Origin of the sequence: Paraburkholderia sp. BR13444, from assembly GCF_040948755.1 — a bacterium.
Lineage (GTDB): Bacteria > Pseudomonadota > Gammaproteobacteria > Burkholderiales > Burkholderiaceae > Paraburkholderia > Paraburkholderia youngii.
The window spans coordinates 325,539-348,716 of record NZ_JBFPKM010000006.1; the positions used below are offsets into that span (position 1 = coordinate 325,539).

Genomic DNA, 23,178 nt, shown 5'->3' on the forward strand with positions numbered 1-23,178 from the left:
CGTTGGTTAGAACACGCGTCCTTCCGTCAGATGCGTCGTCACGCCGTTCAGCTCGTAATCGCCGATCACGCGAGCCTTATGCAACAGCGGGTTGTGGTTGAAGATCGTGCGCAGATTGCGCCAGTGCCGGTCGAAGTTGTGCGCGCGCGACGTCGCCGACGCACCGCCCGCCTCGAACATGCGCTCCGCCGCGTAAAGCGCGAGCTTGCTGACGACCAGCTGAGTGCGTGCAGTCGCGAGCGCGCCATCCAGCACCAGCGCCGGCGCATCGGCGGTGCCCTCGCGGATCGCCCGCGCCGAGCGGTCGAGCACGCGTGCGTTATCACGAACTAGCGCATCGATCGTATGGCTATGCGCACCCAGATCGCCGATCACCTGCTGGATGAAGGCATCCTCGCGCGCGGAAGGCGCGGGGCTGTGCAACGCGGGACGGCCATGCCGCAATACATAGTGCTTCGCATCCGCGACGACGTTGCGCACGATGCCTGCCGCCACCGCAACCAGATGCAGTTGCCGCAGCGCGCCGCCGTGACGCCCAACAAGCGTCGTCTGCACGCGCGGCGTCACTTCGTCGTCGCGAACCAGCAGGTTGTCGAATTCGAGGCTGCCGCTTGCCGTCATGCGTTGCCCCATGCCGTCCCAATCGTCGAGGACACGCAAGCCTTCGCGCTTCACCGGCACGATCGCGAGCACCGGGTCGCCGTTCTCGTCCTGCAGGTTCAGGCGCGCGAAGTCGGAGAACGCCGTGCCGGTCGCGTAGTACTTGCGGCCGCTTAGGCGGTAGTGCACACCGTCGCGGCGCAGCTGAGTCGTGATTTCGCCGGGGCGCGCGGTGCCCAGTTCAGTGGAAGCGCCGCCGAAAATCGCGCCATCGGCGATGCGCTGAATCTGGATCTCGTTGAACGGCGTGCGTGGCGACAACAGCAACGCTTCGACCTGATCGAAGTGGATGCGCAGTGCGTGCGCGAGATTGCTGTCCGCGGCCGCAAGCGTCGCGATAACTTCGAACTCGTCTTCAAGCGAACCGCCGAGTCCGCCCCATTCGAGCGGCAGGCGCAGGCGTGCGAGCCCGGAGCGGCGGAACAATGCGAAACCGTCGAACGGCAATTCGCGGCGCGCTTCCCGTGACGCGGCGTCTTGCGCAAGCGCGTGCGCGAGCGCAGGTAGTGACGCCAGCGCGGTTCTTAGGCGCTCGTGCGCAGCGGTGTTATGTTGATCGGATTCAGCCATTCGTCGTTCCTCGTACTGGACAGGCAGACCGGCATGCTTGCGCCGGGCGTCGGACTTCATCGACAGGACAGCTTGCCAGTATAGGGACGCGTATCGGTGCGGATAACAACTGATTTGCGCTTACGTTATTCGCCTGTCTGCAATGACCATGCGGCGACCTCCATGCGCGGCGCAAAGCCGTCACGCCCGCTTGTCGCATCGCGGACGGCTGCCAAAGAGATGTCACCCGAGCGTCGACGGGTGACGTGAGGATGAAGGTCCGCTTTACGGCTGAATATACAGATCGGCGAAGCTGCCGCGAATCCCCTCACCCGTCGGCGCGTACTCCTTCACATTCTTCGCAACGATCGTGATGTTGGGATTCGCGCCGAACTCGATCGATGGGATGTCGTCATGAACGAGTTGCTGAAACTGTATGAATAGCTGCCGGCGCTTTGCATCGTCCGTTTCCACCGATGCTGCTTCCAGAAGACGATCGACTTCCGGACTGGAGTAATGCGCGGCATTCGAGAACGGCAGCCCGACCTTGAAGTTCTTCGACCAGAACACCCGCTGCACGCCAACCGTCGGGTCGAATGCATTCGACAGTGCTTCGAGCGTGATGTCGAAGGCACGATCGGTGTAGGCCTTCTTCACGTAGGTCGCGAAATCGTAGCTTTCGACCTCGCCGTCAATGCCGATTCGCGCGAGGGATTGCCGCACGAAATCGGCGGCACGCGGGTCCTGGAACGGGTTGAAGAGCAGTCGCAGCTTGAAGCGCTTGCCGTCAGCACCACGTTTCAGTCCGGCGGCGTCGAGCGCCGCATTGGCCTGGGCCACATCGTAGGGGAAGTAGTGAATATCGGCGTCGTGGTACTTCGTATTCGCCGCGCCAATTGCCGCGGCGGACACCTCGCCATAGCCATACCAGACGACCCGGTTCAATGCATTGACGTCGACCGCCTGCGAAATCGCCTTGCGTACCGCCCTGTCCTTGAGGACCGGCGTGTCCAGATTGAAGATCAGCTGCTGGTGGTTGCTGACGTACGGCCAGTTGGTCGTATCCACGGTGAAGTTCGGCAGCGTCGTGAAGCGTTTCACATCCGACAGTGGAATCGCCTGGTCGCCGAGATTGGCCGCACCGGATTCGAGCGCCGCCGCGCGGGCAGCAGCATCGGGCAGGAAGCGCACGAGGATCTTGTCGATGTACGGCTTCGGCTTATCCCAGTAGTTCGGATTGCGCTCGAGAAGAATATAACTGCCATGCACGAACGACTTGTAGATGAACGGGCCCGTGCCGACCGGTGCGCTGTTGTATGGGCTCGAAACGATGTCCGTGCCTTCGTACAGATGTTTCGGGATGATCGGCGATTCGGTGCCCGCTAGCGCGGTCAGCAGGAACGGCGCCGGCTTCGACAATTCAATCACCGCGGTGTAGGGGTCCGGGGTCTTTACGTCGGTCACGTTCGCGAACGTGCTTCGGCCCCGCGGATGCACCTGCTTGAGCGTGAGAATCGAGAACGCGACGTCGGCGGACGTGAAGGGCTTACCGTCGTGCCACTTCACGCCCCGGCGCAGCGTGAAGCGGTACTCGAGCCCGTCCTTATTGACCGACCATGCGGTCGCCAGCAGCGGTTGCGGATTCAGATTCTTATCGTAGGTCAGCAGCCCCTCAACCACCTTGGGACCGATCTCCGCGTTGCCGCCGGCAGTGGTCGTCAAGGGGACGATCGACGCCGGCTCCGGGGTGACGAGCCATGTCAGCGTGCCACCATGGTTGGGCTCGGCCTGCGCGGCAAGCATGCCGGCGCACATCGTCGTCGAGCTGATCAACACCCCGAAAGCGTATCCGTACCACCTGTTTCGCATGCTCATAGTCGACCTGTTTTATTGTAAGAGTCATGGATACTAAGGCGCTTCGAACGGCTCGAAAAACAAGTAAAAGTGATTTGCTTTGCATCGTGCTTCTGATTCTCCCGGAGCGACCTGAAACCCGCCGTTTGCACTTCGGGGAAGTGCGCGAACAGATCTTCGCTGCCGTCATCCGCGAAGCGAGTCAGAACGTATACAACCGGCTTTCCGCTGAACCGACCGACACAAAATTTTGCGCTGCACACAAAAGCTGAGCAAAAAGTACAGACAAACTGCCCCGTTTGGTGTGGATGGAGCATCGGTCTCTGTTCGCTCACGATTCGAGTGAACAGAACCATTAGTTTTGCTTGGTGTCCCCATGGACTGGAGTCGTGGACCCGCCTGCCGTTGCGGCCTCGATTTGCGCAGCGGGGATGCGCGGCATGCGAATACCCGCATAGGCGATTGCCACCGTCAGCAACGGACTCACCACGCAAAATACAGCAAACGGTGCGTAGCTGAGCACCGGCACCCCAAGGGTCACTGCCATAAACGCCCCGCAACTATTCCAGGGAATCAGCGCGCCCGTGGTCGTAGCCGAATCGCCAACGGAACGCGATAGCACGACGGGCGCGTAGCCGCGTGCCGCGAATGCACTCCTGAACATCCGGGCCGGCAGCACGGCCGCGATGAACTGGTCTGCCGTAACGATGTTCGTTGCGATGGTCGCCAGGACCAGGCAACCGACCAGCGTCCCACCGCTCCTGGCCCAGCCGACTACCGGGGTAATGAGGCGCTCTATCGCACCGCACTTTTCTACCACCCCTCCGAATGCCAGCGCCGTGATGATCAGCCAGATCGTATTCAACATGCTGTCCATACCGCCGCGGGTCAGGAGCGTATCAAGCTCCGGATTTCCAGTGGTCGACGTGTAGCCGCTCCCAAGCGCGAGCCACACGCCCTTGAGCATCGCAATGGGAATCGGCACGCCCTCTCGCGCAGCGGCAAATTCGAGGACTCGCTGTGGCTCGACGAAAACGGCAACCACGCCGCCCGCCAGTGCGCCAAGAAATATGGTGGTAAATGGTGGAAGCCGGAACAGCGTCAGTATGACGACAACAATGAGCGGCAAGAACAACACTGGCGATATATAGAATGCGCTTCGCATTGCAGCAACCTCGGCGCTCGCATCGAAGTCGCCCGGGCGGCCAAGAAGATAAAACACGGCCAGCGTGATGACAATCGCGACGAGCGATGTCAGCAGTGTCTCGCGTACATGTTGATACAGATCGACACCCGCGGCAGCGGCCGCAAGATTCGCAGTGTCCGAGAGCGGCGAAGACTTGTCGCCAAAATAAGCGCCGGAAATCACTGCACCGGCGGTAATGGCTGGGCTCAGACCCATGCTATGCGCAATACCCATCAGGCCGATTCCGATGGTTCCCGCGACGGTCCACGATGTCCCGATCGCAAATGAAATCAACGCGCAGATTCCAGCCGCCGTGACGTAAAAAAAGTCCGGGCTCAGCAGTTTCAACCCGTAATAGACCATGGCGACGATCGTGCCGCAGAGCGCCCACGTGCCGATCAGCGCGCCGACCGCCAGCAGGATCAGAATCGCGCCGATACCGGAACTGACGCTTGCATTCGCGGCCTCGCCCAGCGACGTGAGCGAGTGACCACGACGCCAGCCGACAAATACGGCAAGCATGGTCGCCACGACGAGCGCCACCTGGTTCGGCCCGTCCGCCCCGCCATCGCCGAACAGGTAAAAGGACAGACCGACGAGAAAGACGAGGCCAGCGATCGGAATCAGTGCTTCGAACATCGTAACCGGCTGGGGTGATCCAGATCGCTTCATCGCCATGCTCCGTATGCTATTCGGTAGTCCCAGCGTTACCATCCTGAACGCCTGGGTAGCTTGCCAACTATCGAATGACGCACGAACGGCCAGTGGTGATTCGATGGCGCGGCGCACGAACGCGACCCTCGACCCAATGACGCGGCGATGGCGGTTCCGTCGGCCTCCTCGTTGTTTAAATCATAGGAAAGAATCGTCACTGCATGAAGGCCGCCAGAGCGAGGCACAGCAGGCTCGCTGTCAGCGGGCTGCTTGCTGGCCGGTTGCCGTCAATTGGCCGATCGCGTGTCGCGACGACACTTGCTGACGCCTACGAGAACAGTGCTATCCCATCGGCGTCAGTCGCCGCCTTCGAGTATCGCCAACCAGGGGTCAAAGATCCGATCGCCCACCATCCGTTGACCTTGCCGACGAAGCCTCGATGAATGCTATAGGCCGCGGTTGAGAGGATCGTCTCGTCATGTCTGCTGGCTAGTACAGCGCGAGCGACGACATCCCCTCCTCGTCCCTGCCCGCATGTGGATTGCCATCTAATTTGCACTATATATCTGCCATGGTGCCGAAATAGCCTATGTTTATTGCATTGAATGCAATAGTCTCTTGCGAAGTAGGTGTTTACCCTTGTTTACTATTTCCTTACACTTCTCTTGACGGTTGAAAACAAGCAGAAGCTTGTAACGTCCAACCAACAACCAAGGAGGTAGTAACCATGAAGCCCCTCGTTAAACTCGCCGCCTTTGTCGCTGCCATCGCCTTGGCTGCTCCGATTACGGTTTTCGCCGCAGCGAACGCGGCAGCAAACCATCCACTAACCCGCGCTGAAGTCCGTGAGCAACTGGTCGAAATAGAAGCAGCGGGCTACAACCCAGCCCGTGCGAACCCGCGCGAATATCCAGCGGACATCCAGGCTGCTGAAGCCAAGGTTGCTGCGCAACACGGGGACACGTCCGGAGTGGGTGGCGTCATAAGCGGTGCGTCCGCAGCGGGCGGCCATGCCTACACGAGCGAAGCAGCCCGCACCGGCCCGGGTTCCGTCTACTTCGGTCACTAACCGGCTGACTGCCGGACCGCTCTTCGTCCGACCGTCTTTCCATGGAAGTGCGCAGAGAGCCTGCGCACTGACCATCTCCGCTGAACGGCTAGGGAAACATCATCGCCGTCAAACGCCACTGTTTCATATCGATCAATTCTCCTCTCGAGGCAGCCATGAAATCAAAATTGCTCGCGCAACTCATGATTGCAGCCCTACTCGGTGCGTCGATCCCCGCTTTCGCCCAGCCTCACGACAATCAGCATCACAGTGACTGGTCGGCGCACGGTCCCACACAACATGACATGCGTCCGCCGCCCGTTCACGGTCATGGCCCCATGCCGCAGGAGGCCTATCGCGGGCGGCCGGGCGGCCCGATGCCGCACGCCGACTGGCGTCAGGGCGATCGACTTCCGTCCGAATACCGCAATCACAACTACGTCGTCGACGACTGGCGCGGCCACGGCCTCCGACCGCCGCCGCACGGCTATCACTGGGTCGGGGTGAACGGGGATTACGTGCTCGCGGCTATCGCGACTGGCATCATTGCGGACGTCCTGTTCTCCAGCCACTAACACCGGCGGCAACAATGTCGACGAGGCTTCGCCTAAGATAAGAAAGCAGGATGTGCAGTCGTTTTGAGTTTGCCGCTGGTCCTCGGCCCGTTTGCGATGAAACTACTTCCACCACGACTGAACACCCGCCTGCAACTACGCAAGAAACTGCGTCGCGCGAGCGGGTTTCAAATCGCCATTGCTCATCGCCTCCGCCAGCTCAATGTGGAGGATTGGCGCTCGGTAACTGCTGGGCAGAGCTTTTATTTTTCGCCGGAATACCTGCAAATGATTGAAGCGGCAGGTCCAGCCAATCTAGAGCCGCGCTACGCCTTGATCTCGGATGACGACGGACCGCGCGCCACTGTCTGCATGCAAATCGTCCAGGTGAGCCTCGACCACCTAGGCGAACAACGCAACCACAAACTGAAGGTTCCATTTAAAGAGCGCGTGCTTATCTGTGGCAACCTGCTCAGCTACGGGCAGCACGGCGTTTGTTTCGCGCCCGGCAGCACCCCTGCGGAACTGTGGCCCGCCGTGGCGGAGGCACTGTATCGGACCCGCCGAAGCGAAAAGCTGGATGGCCAGACCAACGTGATTTTGGTCAAGGACATTCTGGAGGCCGACAAGATGCCCAGTGCCTGCCTCGGGGAACTCAGCTATTCCGCCGTCGAAACCGAGCCGAACATGGTGCTGACGCTACCTGAAGGTATCCATACCCACGATGACTATCTTGCGAGTCTCGCTTCCAAGTATCGCAATGCCGTCAAGTCCCAGATCTACAAGCCATTCGAGGCGGCTGGATTCCGGATCGAGCGTCTTGAACAGGTGACGCCGTTTTCTGCACGTTTGCAGGATCTCTATCTGCAGACCCACACTAATGCCAAATTGCGCCCGTTTATGTTGGAACAGGAATACTGGTCGGCGTTAGCGCTAGCTGCCGCTGCATCCATCGCGTTCCACGTCGCAGTCAAGGGAAGCCAAATTTACGGCTTCGTTGTTACGCTCAAGGATGCTGAGACCGCGGTCGTCTGGCACATCGGCTTCGATCGCGAAACAGCCGCCAATGGTGTGCCGCTATATCTGCGCCTGCTGCATGCGTCACTGACGCAGGCAATTGATTTCCGTTGCCGACGTGTCTCTTTCGGCAGGACAGCGCTCGCACCTAAAGCGCGCATTGGCTGCCGGCCGGAGCCGATGCAGATTTGGGTACGCCACCGTCAGCCTCTGCTAAATCAGGCCATCGGCCCTTTGCTGCGATTGATCCAACACGAAGATGCGCCGGAATGTTCTCCTTTCAAAAAAACAACGAACCACTCTGAAGGGCTTTAATAGTCGTCAGTTCACTTTGCATTGGATGCCAGCCCATCTCGTCAATCCGAAACCTACTTCAAGCTCTGCTAGAAGCGATGCCGGATGCCAACAACTACTTGTACCTGGCTCTGAGTTGTGGAGGCGGTTAGGCCGTTGAGGTTTGCGACCGCCTTCCCACCGGTCGAATCGGTGCCCGACGCATGCTGGTAAACCGCGACTGTGTAAAGGTCAGTCCGCTTGGATAGCAAGTAGTTAGCCCCGATCGTGCCTTGATTGTAAGTTGCACCGTTCACGCCATATCCTTTCAGGTAGTTATAGGCGACGCCGAGGTGGAGGGCTGGCGTGAGTTGATAGCCGAGATTGACTTCAACGTCGTGGAATTTGGCATCGCCGCCTGCGCCGGTCGCCGGGAGACCCGCTAGCGACCCGATATCCTTGAACTGCGTATTGCTGTAGACAACGCCGAACGTAGCGGCACCTACGACATAAGAAGCGCCTGCGACGAAAATCTGCTGGCTTTTCGCGGACGCATAGCCCGAATACACGCGGCTTCCAGACATGTTGGACCCCGTCGTGCTTGAGGCCGCGGTATTGCCAAAATAAGAAAAGTTAGGATCTCGCGCGTCAACGAAGGCGGTGCCAAGCGTGAGTGGTCCCAACTTGTAGTTCGCCCCGACCGACCAGATCTGGTTCTGGTTGAATTTCCCAGCGACACCGCCAAAGCTGTAGAGGCCCGCGAACGACAATCCAGCGTACGACGCACTGCGAAACTTGATCGCGTTGTTGACGTGGTTGCTACCATCTGTGTTATCTAAATCACCAGGATGGGCGCTGGCGAATCCACCCCACATCTGTGCCGCCACGAACATGTAGGTCAAGTCGTTGATCAAATCATATTGACGCCCGAACGTAACGGTACCTATGTTCGATGATGAAAAGCCGAGATAGGCTTGACGCCCGAACTCGTCGCCCCCTTGGCCGAGCTTCCCGTTCGCGACACTGAAGCCGTTTTCTAGCACGAAAAGTGTTTGAAGTCCGCCGCCGAGATCCTCAGCGCCTCGCAATCCCCAACGGTTGCCACTCAGATTTCCGGCAACCATCGAATACTGCTTGTGGCCACCAACATTGTTCACATAGTTCATGCCGACGTCGAGCATACCGTAGAGAGTCACGCTATTCTGAGCGTGTGCCGTACATGTGAACGAAGCTACGAGCGCCGCGGCAATCAAAGACTTTTTCATAAGAAGGTCTTGTGGTTGAATAAGAAAATGAAATAAATCGAACGACACTCGTCAAGCGTCGTCACCCGACTACCCGGCGAATGCGATGTGGTGGATAAAACTTCTCCCGATTCGTTGCGTCGAGATGGATGTAGCCGGTTGCGGCGCAGCGCATCGGGGAACGACGAAAACGCCGGCAATCAGAGTTGCCGGCGTCGAGGGACGCCTTCCTTACTTGATGACAAAGCGCGCGCTGTTCGTCGACTCGTCTTCAATCGTCGCGAGAGCGATCGCCTTGTCGTCCGCGACAAGCTTCACGCCAAAGGCGGCTGCAGCAAGTGCAGCAGGCCGGAAATTCGTTTCATTGGGGAGGATCTCCAGCAGAAAACCGTTGATCACTCGGGCAGGTGCGGCAGCACGAACGACAGTGTGGCCTTATGCTCGTCCTGGTTCGCCTTCGCTGGTTCCGACGGCGGCGTATCGAGTGTTGCTACGACCACGTTCAGGCCCTGGTTGCGCACCTTGATCGTCACAGTGCCATCTGCATCGGTCTTCATTGGTTTGGAATCAGGGTCATTGACGAAATCGGGTTGCACCTCGGCGCCGGGCGCGGGCTTGCCGTCGTAGAGCACCCGCACCGTGAGCGGCTGGCCCAACTGATCCGGCATCTGTTTGCCAACCGGTACGATCTGCAGCTTCTGCCCGGGCAGTACGGGCATCGCCCCATTCAGGGGCCGGCGCAGATGCACCGCGTACTTGAACGTGTGCTCGCTGAACGTGGCGCCGGGCACCTCGTCCTTGCCCTTGTTTTGCCACTCGCCGTTCGCGGTCTTGCTCCACAGGCCGTAGTCCATCATCCCGGCAACGATTGCCGGCTGCGTGTCGGTATCCACCACGAGCAGCGGTCCGTTGGGCGTGAGATGCGTGGCGACCTCCTTGCCCTGTTCGTCGTAGGCAGTGACGCTCTTCACCTTGTGCTGGCGCTTGATGACATCCAGGTCGTCGCTGCCCTCGCCGTAGATCAGCGCCAATTGGTTCGAGCGCTGCGCGAAATAGATGCCATGCGAGTGCGCCAGGCTGGCGATGCCCATGCCTGCAATCAGGCTTGCCACGACAGCGAGTTTTCCGGTGATCCCCATTTGTGTCTCCTTCCAGTGGTTGAAACAGTTCCGCTCTTTCCATCTACAGATCGAGTACCAGCGTCCGGCTATTGGCACGCGAACAGCAGGGAGTGAATCGATCGTTTCTATTCTTCTCGTCGTCGGAGAGAAACACGTCGCGATGCTGCGGTTCGCCTTCCAGCACGCGCGTCACACAGGTGCCGCAGACGCCCTGCTCGCAGGACGCCGTAATATGGATTCCGTAATCGGCCAAAGCAGTCAGTACCGTCTTGTCTGCCGGGATACGAATAGTCCTGCCTGTGCTTGCGATCGTGACGTCGAATTCGACATTGCTGTCGGATTCCCTCTTCTCAACGCTGAAATATTCCCTGTGCACGCGGTCTTTGCGCCAGCCTTTCTGCAATGCGGTGTCGATGACGGCATTCATGAATGCCTCGCCGCCGCATACGTACAAGTGCATTCCGGCATCGTGCGTCTGGAGAAGCACGGCCAGATCCAGCCGTTGCTGTTTCTCTTCTTCCGTGAAGTGGAAGAAAGCGTGGTCGGCGAATGTCGAGCGCTTGATACGCTCGACAAAGGCCGCGCGCGCCGGCGAGCGCGCGAAGTAATGCATTTCGAAATCGGCTCCGATACCAGCCAGGTGTTCCGCCATGCAAAGAATCGGCGTAATACCGATACCACCCGCGATGAGCAGGGAATGCTTCGCGGACTCCACGAGCGGGAAGTGATTTTTCGGAGCGCTGACTTCGATCAGGTCGCCTTCCTTGACCTGCTCATGCATGGCCCTCGACCCACCGCGCGTTGGTTCCGCCCGCATGACGGCAATCAGATAGCGATGTCTTTCCCCAGGAGGATTGCACAGCGAGTATTGTCGAATCTTTCCGCCGGGTACGTGAACATCGAGGTGGGAGCCGGCCGCAAACGGCGGCAGCGCTTTTCCGGCAGGGTCGACAAGTTCAAAAGATTGGATGTTCTCCGTTTCCGCCGTTTTTCTGGCTACTTTCAACGCGAGAGTCGTCCGGGGCGACACGGGAACCGGCCGAAGCCGTCTGCCGCGCAGATAACTGCCGATGCCGGCGTAAGCCAATACCGGTACAGAGAGCACGCCAATCAGTTGCAGCACTTGCAGAACTCCGCCGCTCAGCCAACCGTAATGCAGCGCAAGCGCCGTCAGGTAAATTCGATGACCCAGGCTGTTCTCCGCATATGAAGTAAAGCGCAACACTTTGCCTGTGTTCGAATCGACACTAACGTAGGAGAACGCATTTATATGCGGCGCGTCGCGTGCGACAAGATCGAAGTTGAAAGCATCGCCCGGCTTGCCAGGGTAGCGAATGCGGGCATATTCTGGTTGCGGCACCAGTGCCCGTGCGCGTTGCCAGAGGGCCTCGACTGGCAGGTGTTGCGTCGCGACCTGCACGACCGATCTTGGGGAAGGTGCGGGGGGCTTCGATGCCGTCAGTGTGTAGAGCGCATCTCTCAAGAATTGAAACGATTGCAGCGCGCCGGTGAGTGCGCACGCAAGTACGATGAGGCTGACATACGCGCCAAGGGTTTTGTGCAGACTGAGCCAGCGCGCGCGACCGGTGAGGTTGGGCTTGATCGTGACGACTCGCCTGCGTTTGCGCAACGCCTCGGGAATCCACACAGCCAGGCCGCCACCGACCAGCACAATCGCGAATGTCAGCGCAAGCGTTCCAGCGACGACGCTTCCATTCTTCAGAAACTGAAAACTGTGCAGGCTGGCCATCGTACCGAACAGGCCGCCGTAACGATGCTCGCTTCCAAGCACTTCGCCAGTGCATGGATTGACGTAGTACCACCGGTCGTCGCTGAGGAGAACACGTGTGCTGGAATCCGCGTCGGCGTATATGCGCACCTGCTTTGGCCGGCCTGCGGCTGGATTGGAAGCGCTGGCATTGGCAATCAACGTATCGAGCGGCAGGCGCTCTTTGCACGATTCGACCTTGAGCAGACCGTGGTAGATGACGGGTTCGAGTGGCTCCCGAAACAGCATGCCCGCGCCGGTAATCGCCACCATGACGACGAACAGACCGATGCTCAGGCCTATCACGCGATGTAACTGACGAATACGCTCACGTAGAGATACATGCATAGGATCCCCAATAACTGAAAAGGCCCTGATCGATGACGAGCCTTGACAGTACGCGTACCCACTGCGAACCTATGAGTCCAATTCAAAAAGCTGGATAGGTCCAATGGCTGACTCGTTGCTTGCTGACCTCCTGATCGGCCACCTCCGCCGGGATGGGTCCGTACCACTACAGATCCAGATTGCGAACGGGATCCGGGACGCAGTATCGGACGGCACTCTGAAGGCTTCCACACGTTTGCCGTCTTCCCGAACGCTCGCGGCTGCACTAAAAGTCTCCCGGATAACCGTTGTAACGGCTTATGACAGGCTGTCGGCCGACGGCTATCTCCATACCGATTCCACGAGTGGTACGCGTGTCTCCGACAAGCTGCCGCAATCAATGAAGTCAGCGCCTAGGGAATCGACCGCACGAACCCTGTCCGAGCGCGGGCAGCGACTGATAAGCGCTCCTGCGGGCATCCAGGAACGCAAGGGGCCGTTCGTTCCGGGGGTTTGCGACACGGATTGTTTTCCGTATCAGATATGGAGGCGTATCCAGAATCGCTATCTCGGCGAGCAGCATGCGGAACTCATGGGCTACTCCAATCCGGGCGGATATCTGCCGTTGCGTCGCGCGCTGTCGGAATATTTGCGCGTATCGCGCGCGGTTCGGGCCTCCCCGGAACAAATCATCGTGACGATGGGGAGCAATCAGTCGATTGACCTTTGCTCACGCATTCTGGCCGACGTGGGCGAACTGGCCTACGTTGAAAACCCTTGCCACTGGGCAACGCCAATCCTGTTGCGCGCCAACGGGCTGGAAGTGGAGGCTATTGCTGTCGACAATAACGGTATGAAGCTCGAACGCTGTTCGCGCCGGGCTCGCCTCATAGTGACGACCCCATCGCATCAGTTTCCGATGGGGGTGACGTTGTCGGACGAACGGCGTGCCGGTCTGCGTGCGGCAGCTGAGCAGTGGGATGCATTCGTTCTGGAAGACGACTATGACAGTGAGTTCCGATATGACCAGCGTCCGCTTCCGTCTCTTCAGGGCGTCGATGAAAACGGCCGTGTCATTCTGATGGGAACGTTAAGCAAGGTCATGTATCCCGGCATGAGGCTCAGCTACATAGTTGTTCCGCCCGACCTGGTCGATTCCTTCGCAGCCGCTTCGTTGCGCTTGTACAGACCAGGGCACCTTTCCTTGCAGGCAGCAATGGCGGACTTTATTGCGGACGGGCATTTCTCGAAGCACATCCGGCGGATGCGCGATATCTACGGGGCAAGACAATCGGAATTGCTCCGATGTCTGGACCAGTGCTTTGGCGATGCACTTGAAACATCACGGAACGCGGCGGGTCTGCATATGACAATCAGGATCCGGGATCTGCTTGACTTCGATACGACTGTATCGCGATCGCTTGAACAGGGAATTTACCTTCGCAGGCTGCACACGTTCAATCAAGGAGATCCGGGATTTCGTGACGGCTTTCTGCTGGGATTCGGTGCGCTCGATATCGAAGCCATCCGTCCCGCTGTCCAGACCTTCGCCGGCATCGTCGAGAGCGTAATATCCGTGCCGGATTCGCGGTAATGCCCCGCACGCACTTTTCGCCAGGGTCGTACCGCTGCTCGCGAGGGAAGATTTTCACTAGCCGTCCGGGTGGACCGTCAGCGTCGATTGACGTCGCACGCGGGGTGCGGGTTCGCATAAGTCGGCCGCGAAGCGGAAGGGTGCGCGAGGAACCGGCGCGTCCGATCATCTCAGCGCAGGGATGATCAAATCGTCTGCATGACCATCAGTTTCCAGAACACGCAACTTGATTGCAGAGCCGCTCCCCGGCAGGCTCTCGAATTTAAGGTAGGCGTCCACATCTTCGCCCGCTCCGCCATCCCGAGCGCAAGAAGCCTTCGGGCTGGCGCCGATAGATCTGGCCACCATCGCGGCGCCCTTCATCGATCACCGTGAATGCCCGGCATGCCGATCATCACGCGCTCGCCTTGGGCAATCCAGACCCAGCAGTCCTGGCAAGCGCCCATCAGGCAGAAGCCTGCGCGCCGGCCGTCGCCAAACTCGGAATCGCGTAACGCGTCTCGCGCCGTCAGGAGCGCGACCAGCAGCGTGTCGCCTTCGGCGGCCTCCACTGCATCTCCATCGAGAGGTTCGCTGCTTCGGGACCGCAACGCGCTAAGCGTAGATCGGTAGTCATGCTTTCCCACTATCCCCGGCTCCGGAGCCATGCTTCGCAGGCATGCGGGTGAGCCTGGAAAGTCTTTTTCCGTTGCGAGCTGAAACGCTACTCTGCATGCACGAGTTAGAGCATTTCACACGAGCCGGACGGCGTCACCGTCGCCGCCGCGTAACTCGCGTCCAGTGACGGGAGCTGCATATTGAGCAATAGATATTGCGTGCTTCCCTGGAATCGAAGCTCTCTCTACGTTGCGTTTGACATGAACTTACCTAACTGGAGCCGCAAAATGAACCAACCCGTCGTCCTGATCACCGGCGCCCTCACGGGCATCGGCCGCGCAACCGCTTTTGCATTCGCCCGCGTGGGCGCACGCCTCGTCGTGTCGGGCCGCCGCGCCGCGGAAGGTTCGGCGCTTGAAGCCGAATTGCGCGAAGCAGGCGCACAAGCTTTCTTCGTGCAGGCTGACGTACGCCGCGACGAAGACGTCCGTCACCTCGTCGACGAAACCGTTGCTCGCTTCGGCCGGCTCGACGTTGCAGTCAACAATGCTGGCACGGAAGGCAAACCGGGACCTGTGGTCGATCAGACTGCCGAGAGCTACGCTGATACCTTCGACACCAACGTGCTCGGCACGTTGCTGAGTCTCAAGCACGAACTGCGCGTGATGACCGCACAGCAAGCGGGCAGCATCATCAACATCTCCTCGACTTATGGTCATGAGGGTGCGGCCTTCGCTTCGGTGTATGCGGGCAGCAAGCATGCTGTAGAAGGGATCACGAAATCGGCTGCGCTCGAGGCCGCTTCGGCGCGAGTTCGCGTCAACGCCGTTGCTCCTGGCCCCACTGACACAGGCATGTTGGACCGTTTCACCGGCACGCCGGAGAACAAGGCCTCGCTCGCGGCAACGGTTCCGCTCGCACGAATCGGTCGGCCTGACGACATCGCCGCGGCGGTGCTCTACCTGGCGAATGACGGTGCTGCGTTTGTCACAGGGCAGATCCTCACCGTCGATGGCGGCAAGACAGCGGGTTGAGCTTTCAACGCGGATTTGGGCTTCCTGCTGAACCGGCGAAGCCCTACATAAGCGACACTTCTGGATGGAACCATCAATGAACACCGATCTCACCTTTTTCGAATCGAAGGCTTCCCCGAACTCTCGCCGGGTTCGCATCTTTCTTGCCGAGAAGGGCATCGAATTTCCTACCAAAGCGCTGGACCTCAGCGCCAAAGAGCAATTCTCCGATGCCTACGTTGCGATCAACCCTCGCCGCCAGGTCCCCACGCTCGTGCTGCGAGACGGCACAGCGATTGGCGAAGTCCCGGCAATCTGGCGTTACATCGAGGAGGCTTACCCCGACAGGCCGGCATTGCTGGGCACGACGCCAACTACGAAGGCGCTCGTCACGATGTGGGAACGACGTGCCGAGCTGGACGGATTCTCAGCAGTGATGGAGGGCGTCAGAAACGCCGTTGCCGGGCTGAAAGGTCGGGCGCTGTCGGGCCCGCATGCGTACGAGCAGATCCCCGAAATCGTCGAGCGCAGCAAGCAGCGCGTCGCGCACTTCTTTGCCGATTTCAATGACCGCCTCAAGACAGTGCCATTCGTCGCGGGCGACGCATTCTCGGTGGCTGACATTACTACGCTGGTTGCGATCGACTTCGCGGCGGGCGGCATGAGGCTGAGCATTCCCGCGGGTTTCGACGCACTACAAGCGTGGTACGACAAAGTCAACGCACGTCCGTCGTCGAAGGCATGACGGCCCGCAAGGTAGCCTGCCGCGACCGATGTCGTGCGCTCAGTATCTCCGTGGCCGGCTTCTGTGATTCGCCTCGCGGCCGGTAAGCGTCGGGCCTGCCGCGCGAATGTCACCCGCATCCGCAGACTGCTTCATCTGCCGCACGTCTATCTGAACGCCTTCCACCGACAGCCACTCGAGCGGTTTAGTCTGACATAAAGCCTGGTCTACTTGTGACCAGCTATCCCGCGCAGGCCACAGCTTTTGGCGTGCAACCTGCCGTTGTGCAACTTACTGCTTGATCTGGTCGATGCGCGACAGAAACGTCGACAGGATCGCTGAGCGGTTGTTCCGGTTATAGCCGACCACAAGCTCGATACGTGGCGGTTCGCCCTTGAGCGGTCGGCTTGTCACCGACCAGGGCAGCAATTTCTCGGCATAAGAGGGCAGCAATGCAACGCCTCTCGTCGAGGCGATCAGCGACATCGCCATCGTCAGGTTGTGCACGCGATGCGCGGGCTCGATGGCGACGTCGTTTGTCGACAGATAGTTTTCGATCGCGCCGCGCATGGGACCGGCTACGTCTGAGCCGCCTATGAATAATTCACCCGCCAGTTCGTGCACGTCGATCTCATCGAAGGCCGTAAGGCGATGGTCGCTTGGCATCAGCACGACGAAAGGCTCGCGTGCGACCGTCACGTACTCGAGGTCGGGTTGGTTGGCTTCGGCACGCATGAAGGCGACGTCCAGCCGTCCCGTCGACAATCCCTCTGCGAGTTCAGGGGAGTGCTCGCTCGATACCGTCATTTCGATGCTCTGCAGATCGCTCGCGAGCACGCGAGTCGCTTCCCCGAGCCAAGTCACTTCCTGCCCGCTCAGGAAGCCAACAGCAAACGTCGGCTTGGACGGTCGCGCCGCCCGCCGCGCCGCCTCGCACGCCGCATCGACTTGCGCAAGGGCGAGTCGAGCATGGTCCAGAAATGCCTTGCCGGCGTCGGTCAGTTCGATGCCACGCGCGCTGCGCACGAACAGTTGCGCACCTACTTCGTATTCAAGGTCTCTGATCTGCCGGCTCAGAGACGGCTGGGACGTGTACAGCCGACGTTCCGCCGCGACGGTCAGGCTGCCCTCTTCGGCCACGGCGACGAAATAACGAAGATGACGCAGTTCCATACACGCGTTCCTTTTAGTCATGCCTGACAGGTATGGGGATCAGCTTACAAAGTCTTTTTCGCGCGGACAAGTGGCGACTATCGTTCGATCACATCAGCCGGACGAAACCCTCCCTCGCCTCAACGTCAGTCATCTGCTGGAAGGACGATCATGAACACCCTGACAGGAAAGACCGCGCTCGTCACCGGCGCTTCCCGTGGCATCGGGCGCGCCACTGCGCTTGCGCTCGCGCAGGCAGGCGCTCAGATCATCGTGCACTATGGCAGCGCTGCGCGTGAGGCCAAGGCCGTCGTCGCCGAAATCACTGCGGCGGGCAGCCGTGCCCATGCCATCCAGGCAGATCTGGCCGAATCCGACGGGCCGCGCAGGCTCGCGCGCCATGTCCGGGCAATCGTCGGTGAACGGCTCGACATCCTCGTTTCCAACGCTGGCATCGCGAAGGCAGCCACGCTCGAGGAAACAAGCGTCGAAGATTTCGACGAACTGTTCGCAGTCAACGTCCGCGCTCCGTATTTTCTCGTTCAGCAATTGCTGCCGATCATGTGCAAGGGCAGCAGCGTCACGCTGCTTTCGTCGCTCGCGGCCCATGCGGCCGTCGGCGAACTATCGGCCTACTCGGCCACGAAAGGCGCCGTGGACACCCTTGTGCGCCAATTCGCGGATGACCTCGGACCGCGCGGCATCCGTGTGAACGCAGTCGCACCCGGCGTGGTGCAAACCGACATGTCGAGCTTCACCCGCACCGACGAAGGCCGCGACATGACACTCAGCCTTCAGGCCATCAAACGGCTCGCCGAACCCGATGATATCGCCGCTGCGATCACCTTTCTCGCCTCCGACCAGGCCAGATGGACAACCGGCGCGACGCTCAATGTGGACGGCGGCTCGAAGCTCTGAGCGAGTCGACCGCGACGCCGCCATTTCGGCAATCCAACTCGATTCACGCACCGGGATATATCAATGTCGCAAACTACCTCAATACAGCCCCAGCGCACGCGAAACTGGCTCGCGGTTGTTTCGGTCGCACTCAGCGCGACCGTGTTCTGCACCACAGAATTCCTTCCCGTCGGGCTACTGCGATACATCAGCCAGGGACTGGGCGTCAGCGAAGGAACCGCCGGCATCATGGTCACGGCGCCCGGGCTGCTGGCCGCCATCGCCGCGCCGTTTCTTACGGTAGCGGTCGGACGTTTCGACCGTCGGCGCGCGCTACTCGGCTTGGGCCTGCTGCTCGTAATCTCGAATCTGACGGCCATGCTGGCGCGGAACTTCACGATTCTCGTCGCGGCTCGTGCGCTGTTCGGATTCGGAATCGGCGGATTCTGGGCAATCAGTGTGGGGCTCGGCGCCCGACTCGTGCCGGAGAAGCATGTCGGTCGGGCCACATCGCTGATTTTCGCGGGCGTCTCGCTTGGCATGCTGATCGGCGGCCCGGCCGGGGCACTGATCGGGGACCTGGCTGGTTGGCGTACCGCATTTGGCGCAGCGCTCGCGCTGTCCGTTGCCGCGCTGCTGGCCCAGTGGGTTTCGTTGCCGTCGCTACACGTAGAGCATCGGGTAAGCACACGCGATCTGCTCGGCATCTTCGGTACGCGACCGGCACGCATCGGGCTGATCGCGATGACGCTGGCCCTGTGCGGACAGTTTGCGACCTATACGTATATCACTCCGTTCCTCGCAACGGTGTCGGGATTTGGCGGCAAGGTCATCTCGTTGCTGCTGCTCGGCTACACGTTCATCGGTCTGCTCGGCAATTTCATCGGTGGTTCATCAGCGCAACGGAACGTCAGGACCACGCTCATCGCGAGCATCCTGTTTATCGCATTGCCGCTCGCCATGCTTCCCGCACTCAGCACCAGTCGGCCGTCGGTGCTGGTCGCGCTGGCCGCGTGGGGAACCGCGTACGGCGCCATGCCCGTCGCACTGCAGATGTGGATGGCGCAGGCAACCCGCGAAGTCCGCGAAGGTGGCATGGCACTGTTCGTCGCCAACTTCCAGATCTCGATTGCATTGGGTTCGTTCGTCGGCGGCCGGATCGTCGACGGGTTCGGTCTCTTCAATGCAATGTACTTCGGTGCCGGACTCGCCGTGGTTTCGATCCTGACGCTCGCGCTGACCGGCGGGCATCCTCGCAGGATTGGCGAGCCCGCGACCACCTGAACTATTCCAGCGGGCTTCCGTTTCCTGCAGAGAACTCTACCCGGCCGGAGCAGCAGCATGAATAACGCACCCGTTGTACTGATCACCGGCGCACTGTCCGGTATTGGCCGCGCCACGGCCTTCGCCTTCGCACGCGACAAAGCTCGCGTCGTGCTTGGCGGCCGCAGGGCTGAAGTCGGCGAGAAGCTCGCGCAAGAACTGCGCTCAACCAGCATCGAAGCCGAATTCATCGAGGCAGACGTTCGCCATGAAGAGCAGGACGAAGCGCTAGTCAAAGGCACCGTCGCACGCTTTGGCCAACTCGACATCGCCGTCAACGCGGCCGGCGTCGAGGGAGAATCGGGCCCGGTCACGGAGCAGACGCCCGAGCGCTACGCCGCCGTCTTCGACGCCAACGTGCTCGGCACCCTGCTCGCGATGAAGCACGAGCTGCGCGTGATGACGGCCCAGCAGTGCGGCAGCATCGTCAACGTGTCGTCGACGATGGGCTTGCGCGGCGCCGCTGGCATGTCCATTTACACGGCCAGCAAGCATGCCGTCGAAGGCCTCACAAAGTCTGCGGCACTGGAAGCGGCCGCGTCGGGCGTGCGCGTGAATGCCGTCGCGCCCGGCCCCATCGACACGGAGATGCTCACCCGGCTAACCGGATCCGCCGAGCGCAAGGCCGCCATGCTGTCGAGCGTCCCATTCAAACGCGCCGGAACGCCCGAGGAAATCTCCGAGGCTATCGTCTTCGTCGGATCGGGCAAGTCCAGCTACATGACCGGCGAAATCCTGCGCGTCAACGGCGGCAGGACCGCCTGAATCCGTCGGATGAGAGGAAAACACCATGTCCACAAGCCATACGCCCCAATTTGACGACCTACCCGCGGTCATGAAGGAAGTCCGGACGCGACCGCTGTTCGTGGTCCGTCTAGGCGTCAAGCCAATCGTGACGGTCGGTCAGACACCGGGCGCCTTGCGCCGCGTCGGCATCGTTGAGTCCGGCACATTCCAGGGCGACCGGCTCACCGGTACCGTGCTGGACGGCAGTAATGACTGGCAGACCGTACGCGGTGATACCGGCACGACGCACGACGTGCGCCTCATGCTGCGCACCGACGACGGCGTCAGCCTCCTGATGTCCTACCACGGCGTCCGGCATGGTCCGACCGACGTAATCCAACGCCTGGAACATGGGGAAGTCGTCGACCCCGCAAGCTACTACTTCCGAATCAACCCAGTGTTCGAAGCGCCGACCGGACGCTACGAATGGCTTAACGGCATTCTGGCCGTCGGCCTCGGCCACCGCTTCGCGTACGGCCCCGTGTACAGCGTATTTGAAGTGCTCTGATACTCATTGGAGAGCAACATGACCACGACCACCCCCGCACAGAACAAGGCACTGCTCCTCGAAGCCTTCGATACGCTCTTCAACCAGCGCGACTACGCTGCCGCCGAGCGCTTCTGGTCGGATTCCTATATCCAGCACAGCGCCCACATTGCGCCCGGACGTGAAGGACTGTTCGGCCTGATCCGAACCCTGCCCGACACCTTGCGTTACGAGAATCAGCTCGTGGTGGCAGAAGGTGATTACGTGATTGCTCATGGCCGGTTTTCCGGGAATGGCAGGCCAACCGCATGGATTGCCGCCGATATCGTCCGCTTCGAGGACGGCAAGCTGGCCGAACACTGGGACGTGCTCCAGGACGAGGCCAGTGCGGCGCAGTCCGTCAGCGGCCTGCCCATGTTCGGCGAACGTTTTCCGTCCTGATTCGCGCAAGCAACGCGCAGCCATGCATGCCCCATACCCGTCAGGCATGGCCGCTTGCCTACAAAGTCTTTTTCCTGTTGCCAGCCAGCGCATACAGTACCCATCAACAGGCACCGCCCCACGAGATTTCCAGGCGGGTGACTGGATTGCAAAAGCAGCACATGCATTTCAGACATACCGGAAAAGAACATCTGCTGAACTTACCTCTGAAAGGATCGCAATCATGACCCGCCATACGCACCAGACCGCACCGACCCAGTACGTCGAAGCAAACGGCATCCGGTTCGCCTATCGTCGCTTTGGGAATCCCATCGGCGTGCCGCTTGTGATGAACATCCACTTCACCGGCACCATGGATCACTGGGACCCCGCCGTAACCGACGGCCTCGCCGCCGGACGTGAGGTCATCCTGTTCAACAATGCCGGCATTTCGAGTAGTTCGGGCAGCGTTCCCGAATCGATCGAGGAAATGACGGCCAACGCTGCCGCATTCATCCGTGCGCTCGGTCTCGAACAGGTCGATGTACTGGGATTCTCGATGGGCGGCCTGATTGCACAGACGCTCGCCATTGCGGAGCCCACGCTGGTTCGCCGCCTGATCCTCGTCGGCACGGGCCCGCGCAGCGGAGAAGGCATGGCCTCGCTGACGCCCGAAGCGCAGGAAATCTTCGGCGCGAGCTATGCCGAACCGGACCATCTCTGGCTGCGCGTCCATTTCTCGCCGACCGGAACCAGCCAGACGGCCGGGCGTGCGTTCCTCGAACGCTTCCGCCTTCGCACGGAGAACCGCGATCCTGCGGCCAACGAAGCCGTGGCACCGGCTCAGCTCGCGGCACTCGCGAAATGGGGCGCGCCGCAAGACAACCCGTATGCCTACCTGTCTGCACTCAGCCAGCCAACTCTGGTCGTCAATGGTGACAACGACGTGATCATCTACACGGTCAATTCGCTGATTCTGCGCCAGCACATCCCGAATGCCCAACTGGTCATCTATCCGGACGCCAATCACGGCTCGCTCTATCAATACCCCGAGCGTTTCGTGGAAGACGTTTCCAGGTTCCTTTCCTGAGTCGTTGATCGCTACATCCGAATTTTCGAGACATAATCCAAGGAGAATTAATTGTGTCTACTAATCTTCACGGCAAAACTGCACTCGTCACGGGCGCTTCCCGCGGCATCGGCCGCGCAACCGCACTGGCTCTGGCAGCAGCAGGCGCGCGCGTACTCGTGCACTTCGGCAGCGACGAGAAGGCTGCGAATTCCGTCGTCGAGGCGATCCGTGCTTCGGGTGGTTCTGCCGACAAGGTCGCCGCAGACCTGAGCGCGGCGAACGGCCCTCACGAACTGGCCCGTCAGGTACGCGGGCTGATTGGCGAGCGTCTTAACATTCTCGTTGCGAATGCCGGCATCTCGAAGGCCTCGTCGATCGCGGAAACGACAGTAGAGGATTTCGACCGGTTGTTCGCCGTCAATGTGCGCGCCCCATACTTCCTCGTCCAGCAACTGCTGCCCGTGCTGGGCGAGGGCAGTAGCGTGGTCCTGCTGTCCTCACTTGCAGCCCGCGCTTCGGTTGGCAATCTGTCAGCCTACGCCGCGAGCAAGGGAGCAATCGACACACTGGTCAAGCATTTCGCCGCAGCGCTTGGCGAGCGCGGCATCCGCGTGAACGCAATCGCGCCGGGCGTTGTTGAAACTGACATGTCGAACTTCGCCAAAACCGATGCCGGGCGGGACTTCACCCTCGGCATGCAGGCCCTCAAGCGCGTGGCGCAACCCGACGACATCGCAGGCGCAGCCCTGTTCCTCGCATCCGATGCGGCACGCTGGGTGACGGGTGACACGCTACGTGTCGATGGCGGCTCGAAGCTCTGATACCGGTGGAGACGGCCATGACCCATACTGCCTGCCC

Annotated in this window: 21 protein-coding genes and 2 pseudogenes; 13 read left to right on the top strand and 10 right to left on the bottom strand. The window is 60.4% G+C overall.

The genetic code is table 11. The features are described 5' to 3' along the window. Positions 1-6: 6 nt before the first annotated feature. From AB3X95_RS19810 to AB3X95_RS19825, 4 genes and pseudogenes are all read right to left on the bottom strand, one after another. Positions 7-1,230 carry an acyl-CoA dehydrogenase family protein gene (locus AB3X95_RS19810; protein WP_368622306.1) on the bottom strand — a complete coding sequence of 408 codons (1,224 nt, stop codon included), beginning with the start codon at positions 1,228-1,230 and terminating at the stop codon, positions 7-9. Positions 1,231-1,494: 264 nt separating this feature from the next. Continuing rightward, positions 1,495-3,084, bottom strand: coding sequence for an ABC transporter substrate-binding protein (locus AB3X95_RS19815; RefSeq protein ID WP_368622307.1), 1,590 nt, complete (start codon positions 3,082-3,084; stop codon positions 1,495-1,497). A gap of 89 nt (positions 3,085-3,173) precedes the next feature. Beyond that, positions 3,174-3,254 (bottom strand): annotated as a pseudogene (locus AB3X95_RS19820) (cold shock domain-containing protein); the annotation flags it as partial. 164 nt (positions 3,255-3,418) lie between these two features. Continuing rightward, positions 3,419-4,888 (bottom strand): Na+/H+ antiporter NhaC family protein, encoded by a 1,470-nt coding sequence (locus AB3X95_RS19825; RefSeq protein WP_368622308.1) that lies wholly within the window; start codon positions 4,886-4,888, stop codon positions 3,419-3,421. A gap of 742 nt (positions 4,889-5,630) precedes the next feature. Here AB3X95_RS19825 and AB3X95_RS19830 point away from each other — a divergent pair. The 3 genes from AB3X95_RS19830 to AB3X95_RS19840 all read left to right on the top strand — a co-directional run bounded on the left by AB3X95_RS19830 (position 5,631) and on the right by AB3X95_RS19840 (position 7,837). Continuing rightward, positions 5,631-5,972, top strand: coding sequence for a DUF4148 domain-containing protein (locus AB3X95_RS19830; RefSeq protein WP_368622309.1), 342 nt, complete (start codon positions 5,631-5,633; stop codon positions 5,970-5,972). A 155-nt stretch (positions 5,973-6,127) separates the two neighbouring features. Beyond that, positions 6,128-6,526 carry an RcnB family protein gene (locus AB3X95_RS19835; protein ID WP_176381909.1) on the top strand — a complete coding sequence of 133 codons (399 nt, stop codon included), beginning with the start codon at positions 6,128-6,130 and terminating at the stop codon, positions 6,524-6,526. A gap of 63 nt (positions 6,527-6,589) precedes the next feature. Then, a complete protein-coding gene (locus tag AB3X95_RS19840; protein ID WP_368622310.1) occupies positions 6,590-7,837 on the top strand; it encodes a GNAT family N-acetyltransferase in 1,248 nt (415 codons plus the stop codon). Positions 7,838-7,905: 68 nt separating this feature from the next. On the opposite strand, the gene AB3X95_RS19845 is transcribed toward AB3X95_RS19840, so the two are convergent. The 4 genes from AB3X95_RS19845 to AB3X95_RS19860 form a co-directional block, all read right to left on the bottom strand. Beyond that, complete coding sequence (locus AB3X95_RS19845; protein WP_368622311.1) at positions 7,906-9,060, bottom strand: porin; 1,155 nt, start codon at positions 9,058-9,060, stop codon at positions 7,906-7,908. A gap of 210 nt (positions 9,061-9,270) precedes the next feature. Further along, positions 9,271-9,438, bottom strand: coding sequence for a hypothetical protein (locus tag AB3X95_RS19850; RefSeq protein WP_368622312.1), 168 nt, complete (start codon positions 9,436-9,438; stop codon positions 9,271-9,273). Further along, the gene (locus AB3X95_RS19855; RefSeq protein ID WP_368622313.1) at positions 9,435-10,178 is read right to left on the bottom strand and encodes a DUF4198 domain-containing protein; all 744 of its coding nucleotides are present in this window, start codon (positions 10,176-10,178) and stop codon (positions 9,435-9,437) included. Before AB3X95_RS19855 ends, AB3X95_RS19850 begins: the two co-directional genes overlap by 4 nt. A 43-nt stretch (positions 10,179-10,221) precedes the next feature. Further along, entirely contained in the window at positions 10,222-12,276 is a 2,055-nt protein-coding gene (locus AB3X95_RS19860; RefSeq protein ID WP_368622314.1) for a PepSY domain-containing protein, read from the bottom strand. Between the two features lie 103 nt (positions 12,277-12,379). On the opposite strand from AB3X95_RS19860, the gene AB3X95_RS19865 reads away from it, so the two are divergent. After that, entirely contained in the window at positions 12,380-13,849 is a 1,470-nt protein-coding gene (locus AB3X95_RS19865) for a PLP-dependent aminotransferase family protein (protein WP_368622315.1), read from the top strand. A 395-nt stretch (positions 13,850-14,244) separates the two neighbouring features. On the opposite strand, the pseudogene AB3X95_RS19870 reads toward AB3X95_RS19865, so the two are convergent. Beyond that, a pseudogene (locus AB3X95_RS19870) lies at positions 14,245-14,439 on the bottom strand (2Fe-2S iron-sulfur cluster-binding protein); the annotation flags it as partial. A gap of 294 nt (positions 14,440-14,733) precedes the next feature. On the opposite strand from AB3X95_RS19870, the gene AB3X95_RS19875 reads away from it, so the two are divergent. Then, positions 14,734-15,480, top strand: coding sequence for an SDR family NAD(P)-dependent oxidoreductase (locus AB3X95_RS19875; protein WP_176122920.1), 747 nt, complete (start codon positions 14,734-14,736; stop codon positions 15,478-15,480). Positions 15,481-15,556: 76 nt separating this feature from the next. Next, on the top strand, positions 15,557-16,204 hold the full coding sequence (locus tag AB3X95_RS19880; RefSeq protein ID WP_368622316.1) for a glutathione S-transferase family protein: 648 nt from the start codon (positions 15,557-15,559) through the stop codon (positions 16,202-16,204). Between the two features lie 270 nt (positions 16,205-16,474). Here the strand turns inward: AB3X95_RS19880 and AB3X95_RS19885 are convergent, their stop codons facing one another. Continuing rightward, a complete protein-coding gene (locus AB3X95_RS19885) occupies positions 16,475-17,356 on the bottom strand; it encodes a LysR family transcriptional regulator (protein WP_368622317.1) in 882 nt (293 codons plus the stop codon). A 150-nt stretch (positions 17,357-17,506) separates the two neighbouring features. Between AB3X95_RS19885 and AB3X95_RS19890 the strand changes: the two genes are divergently transcribed. The 7 genes from AB3X95_RS19890 to AB3X95_RS19920 all read left to right on the top strand — a co-directional run bounded on the left by AB3X95_RS19890 (position 17,507) and on the right by AB3X95_RS19920 (position 23,141). Further along, positions 17,507-18,253: an SDR family NAD(P)-dependent oxidoreductase gene (locus tag AB3X95_RS19890; RefSeq protein ID WP_368622318.1), complete on the top strand. Its 747-nt coding sequence runs from the start codon at positions 17,507-17,509 to the stop codon at positions 18,251-18,253. Positions 18,254-18,316: 63 nt separating this feature from the next. Then, complete coding sequence (locus AB3X95_RS19895; RefSeq protein WP_368622319.1) at positions 18,317-19,516, top strand: MFS transporter; 1,200 nt, start codon at positions 18,317-18,319, stop codon at positions 19,514-19,516. A gap of 57 nt (positions 19,517-19,573) precedes the next feature. Continuing rightward, complete coding sequence (locus AB3X95_RS19900) at positions 19,574-20,320, top strand: SDR family NAD(P)-dependent oxidoreductase (RefSeq protein ID WP_368622320.1); 747 nt, start codon at positions 19,574-19,576, stop codon at positions 20,318-20,320. Between the two features lie 25 nt (positions 20,321-20,345). Further along, positions 20,346-20,849, top strand: a complete 504-nt coding sequence (locus AB3X95_RS19905; protein WP_176366221.1) for a DUF3237 domain-containing protein — start codon at positions 20,346-20,348, stop codon at positions 20,847-20,849. Positions 20,850-20,867: 18 nt separating this feature from the next. Then, a complete protein-coding gene (locus AB3X95_RS19910; protein ID WP_176110776.1) occupies positions 20,868-21,269 on the top strand; it encodes a nuclear transport factor 2 family protein in 402 nt (133 codons plus the stop codon). 223 nt (positions 21,270-21,492) lie between these two features. Next, positions 21,493-22,338, top strand: a complete 846-nt coding sequence (locus tag AB3X95_RS19915) for an alpha/beta fold hydrolase (protein WP_368622386.1) — start codon at positions 21,493-21,495, stop codon at positions 22,336-22,338. 53 nt (positions 22,339-22,391) lie between these two features. After that, on the top strand, positions 22,392-23,141 hold the full coding sequence (locus AB3X95_RS19920; RefSeq protein ID WP_176366222.1) for an SDR family oxidoreductase: 750 nt from the start codon (positions 22,392-22,394) through the stop codon (positions 23,139-23,141). Positions 23,142-23,178: the final 37 nt, after the last annotated feature.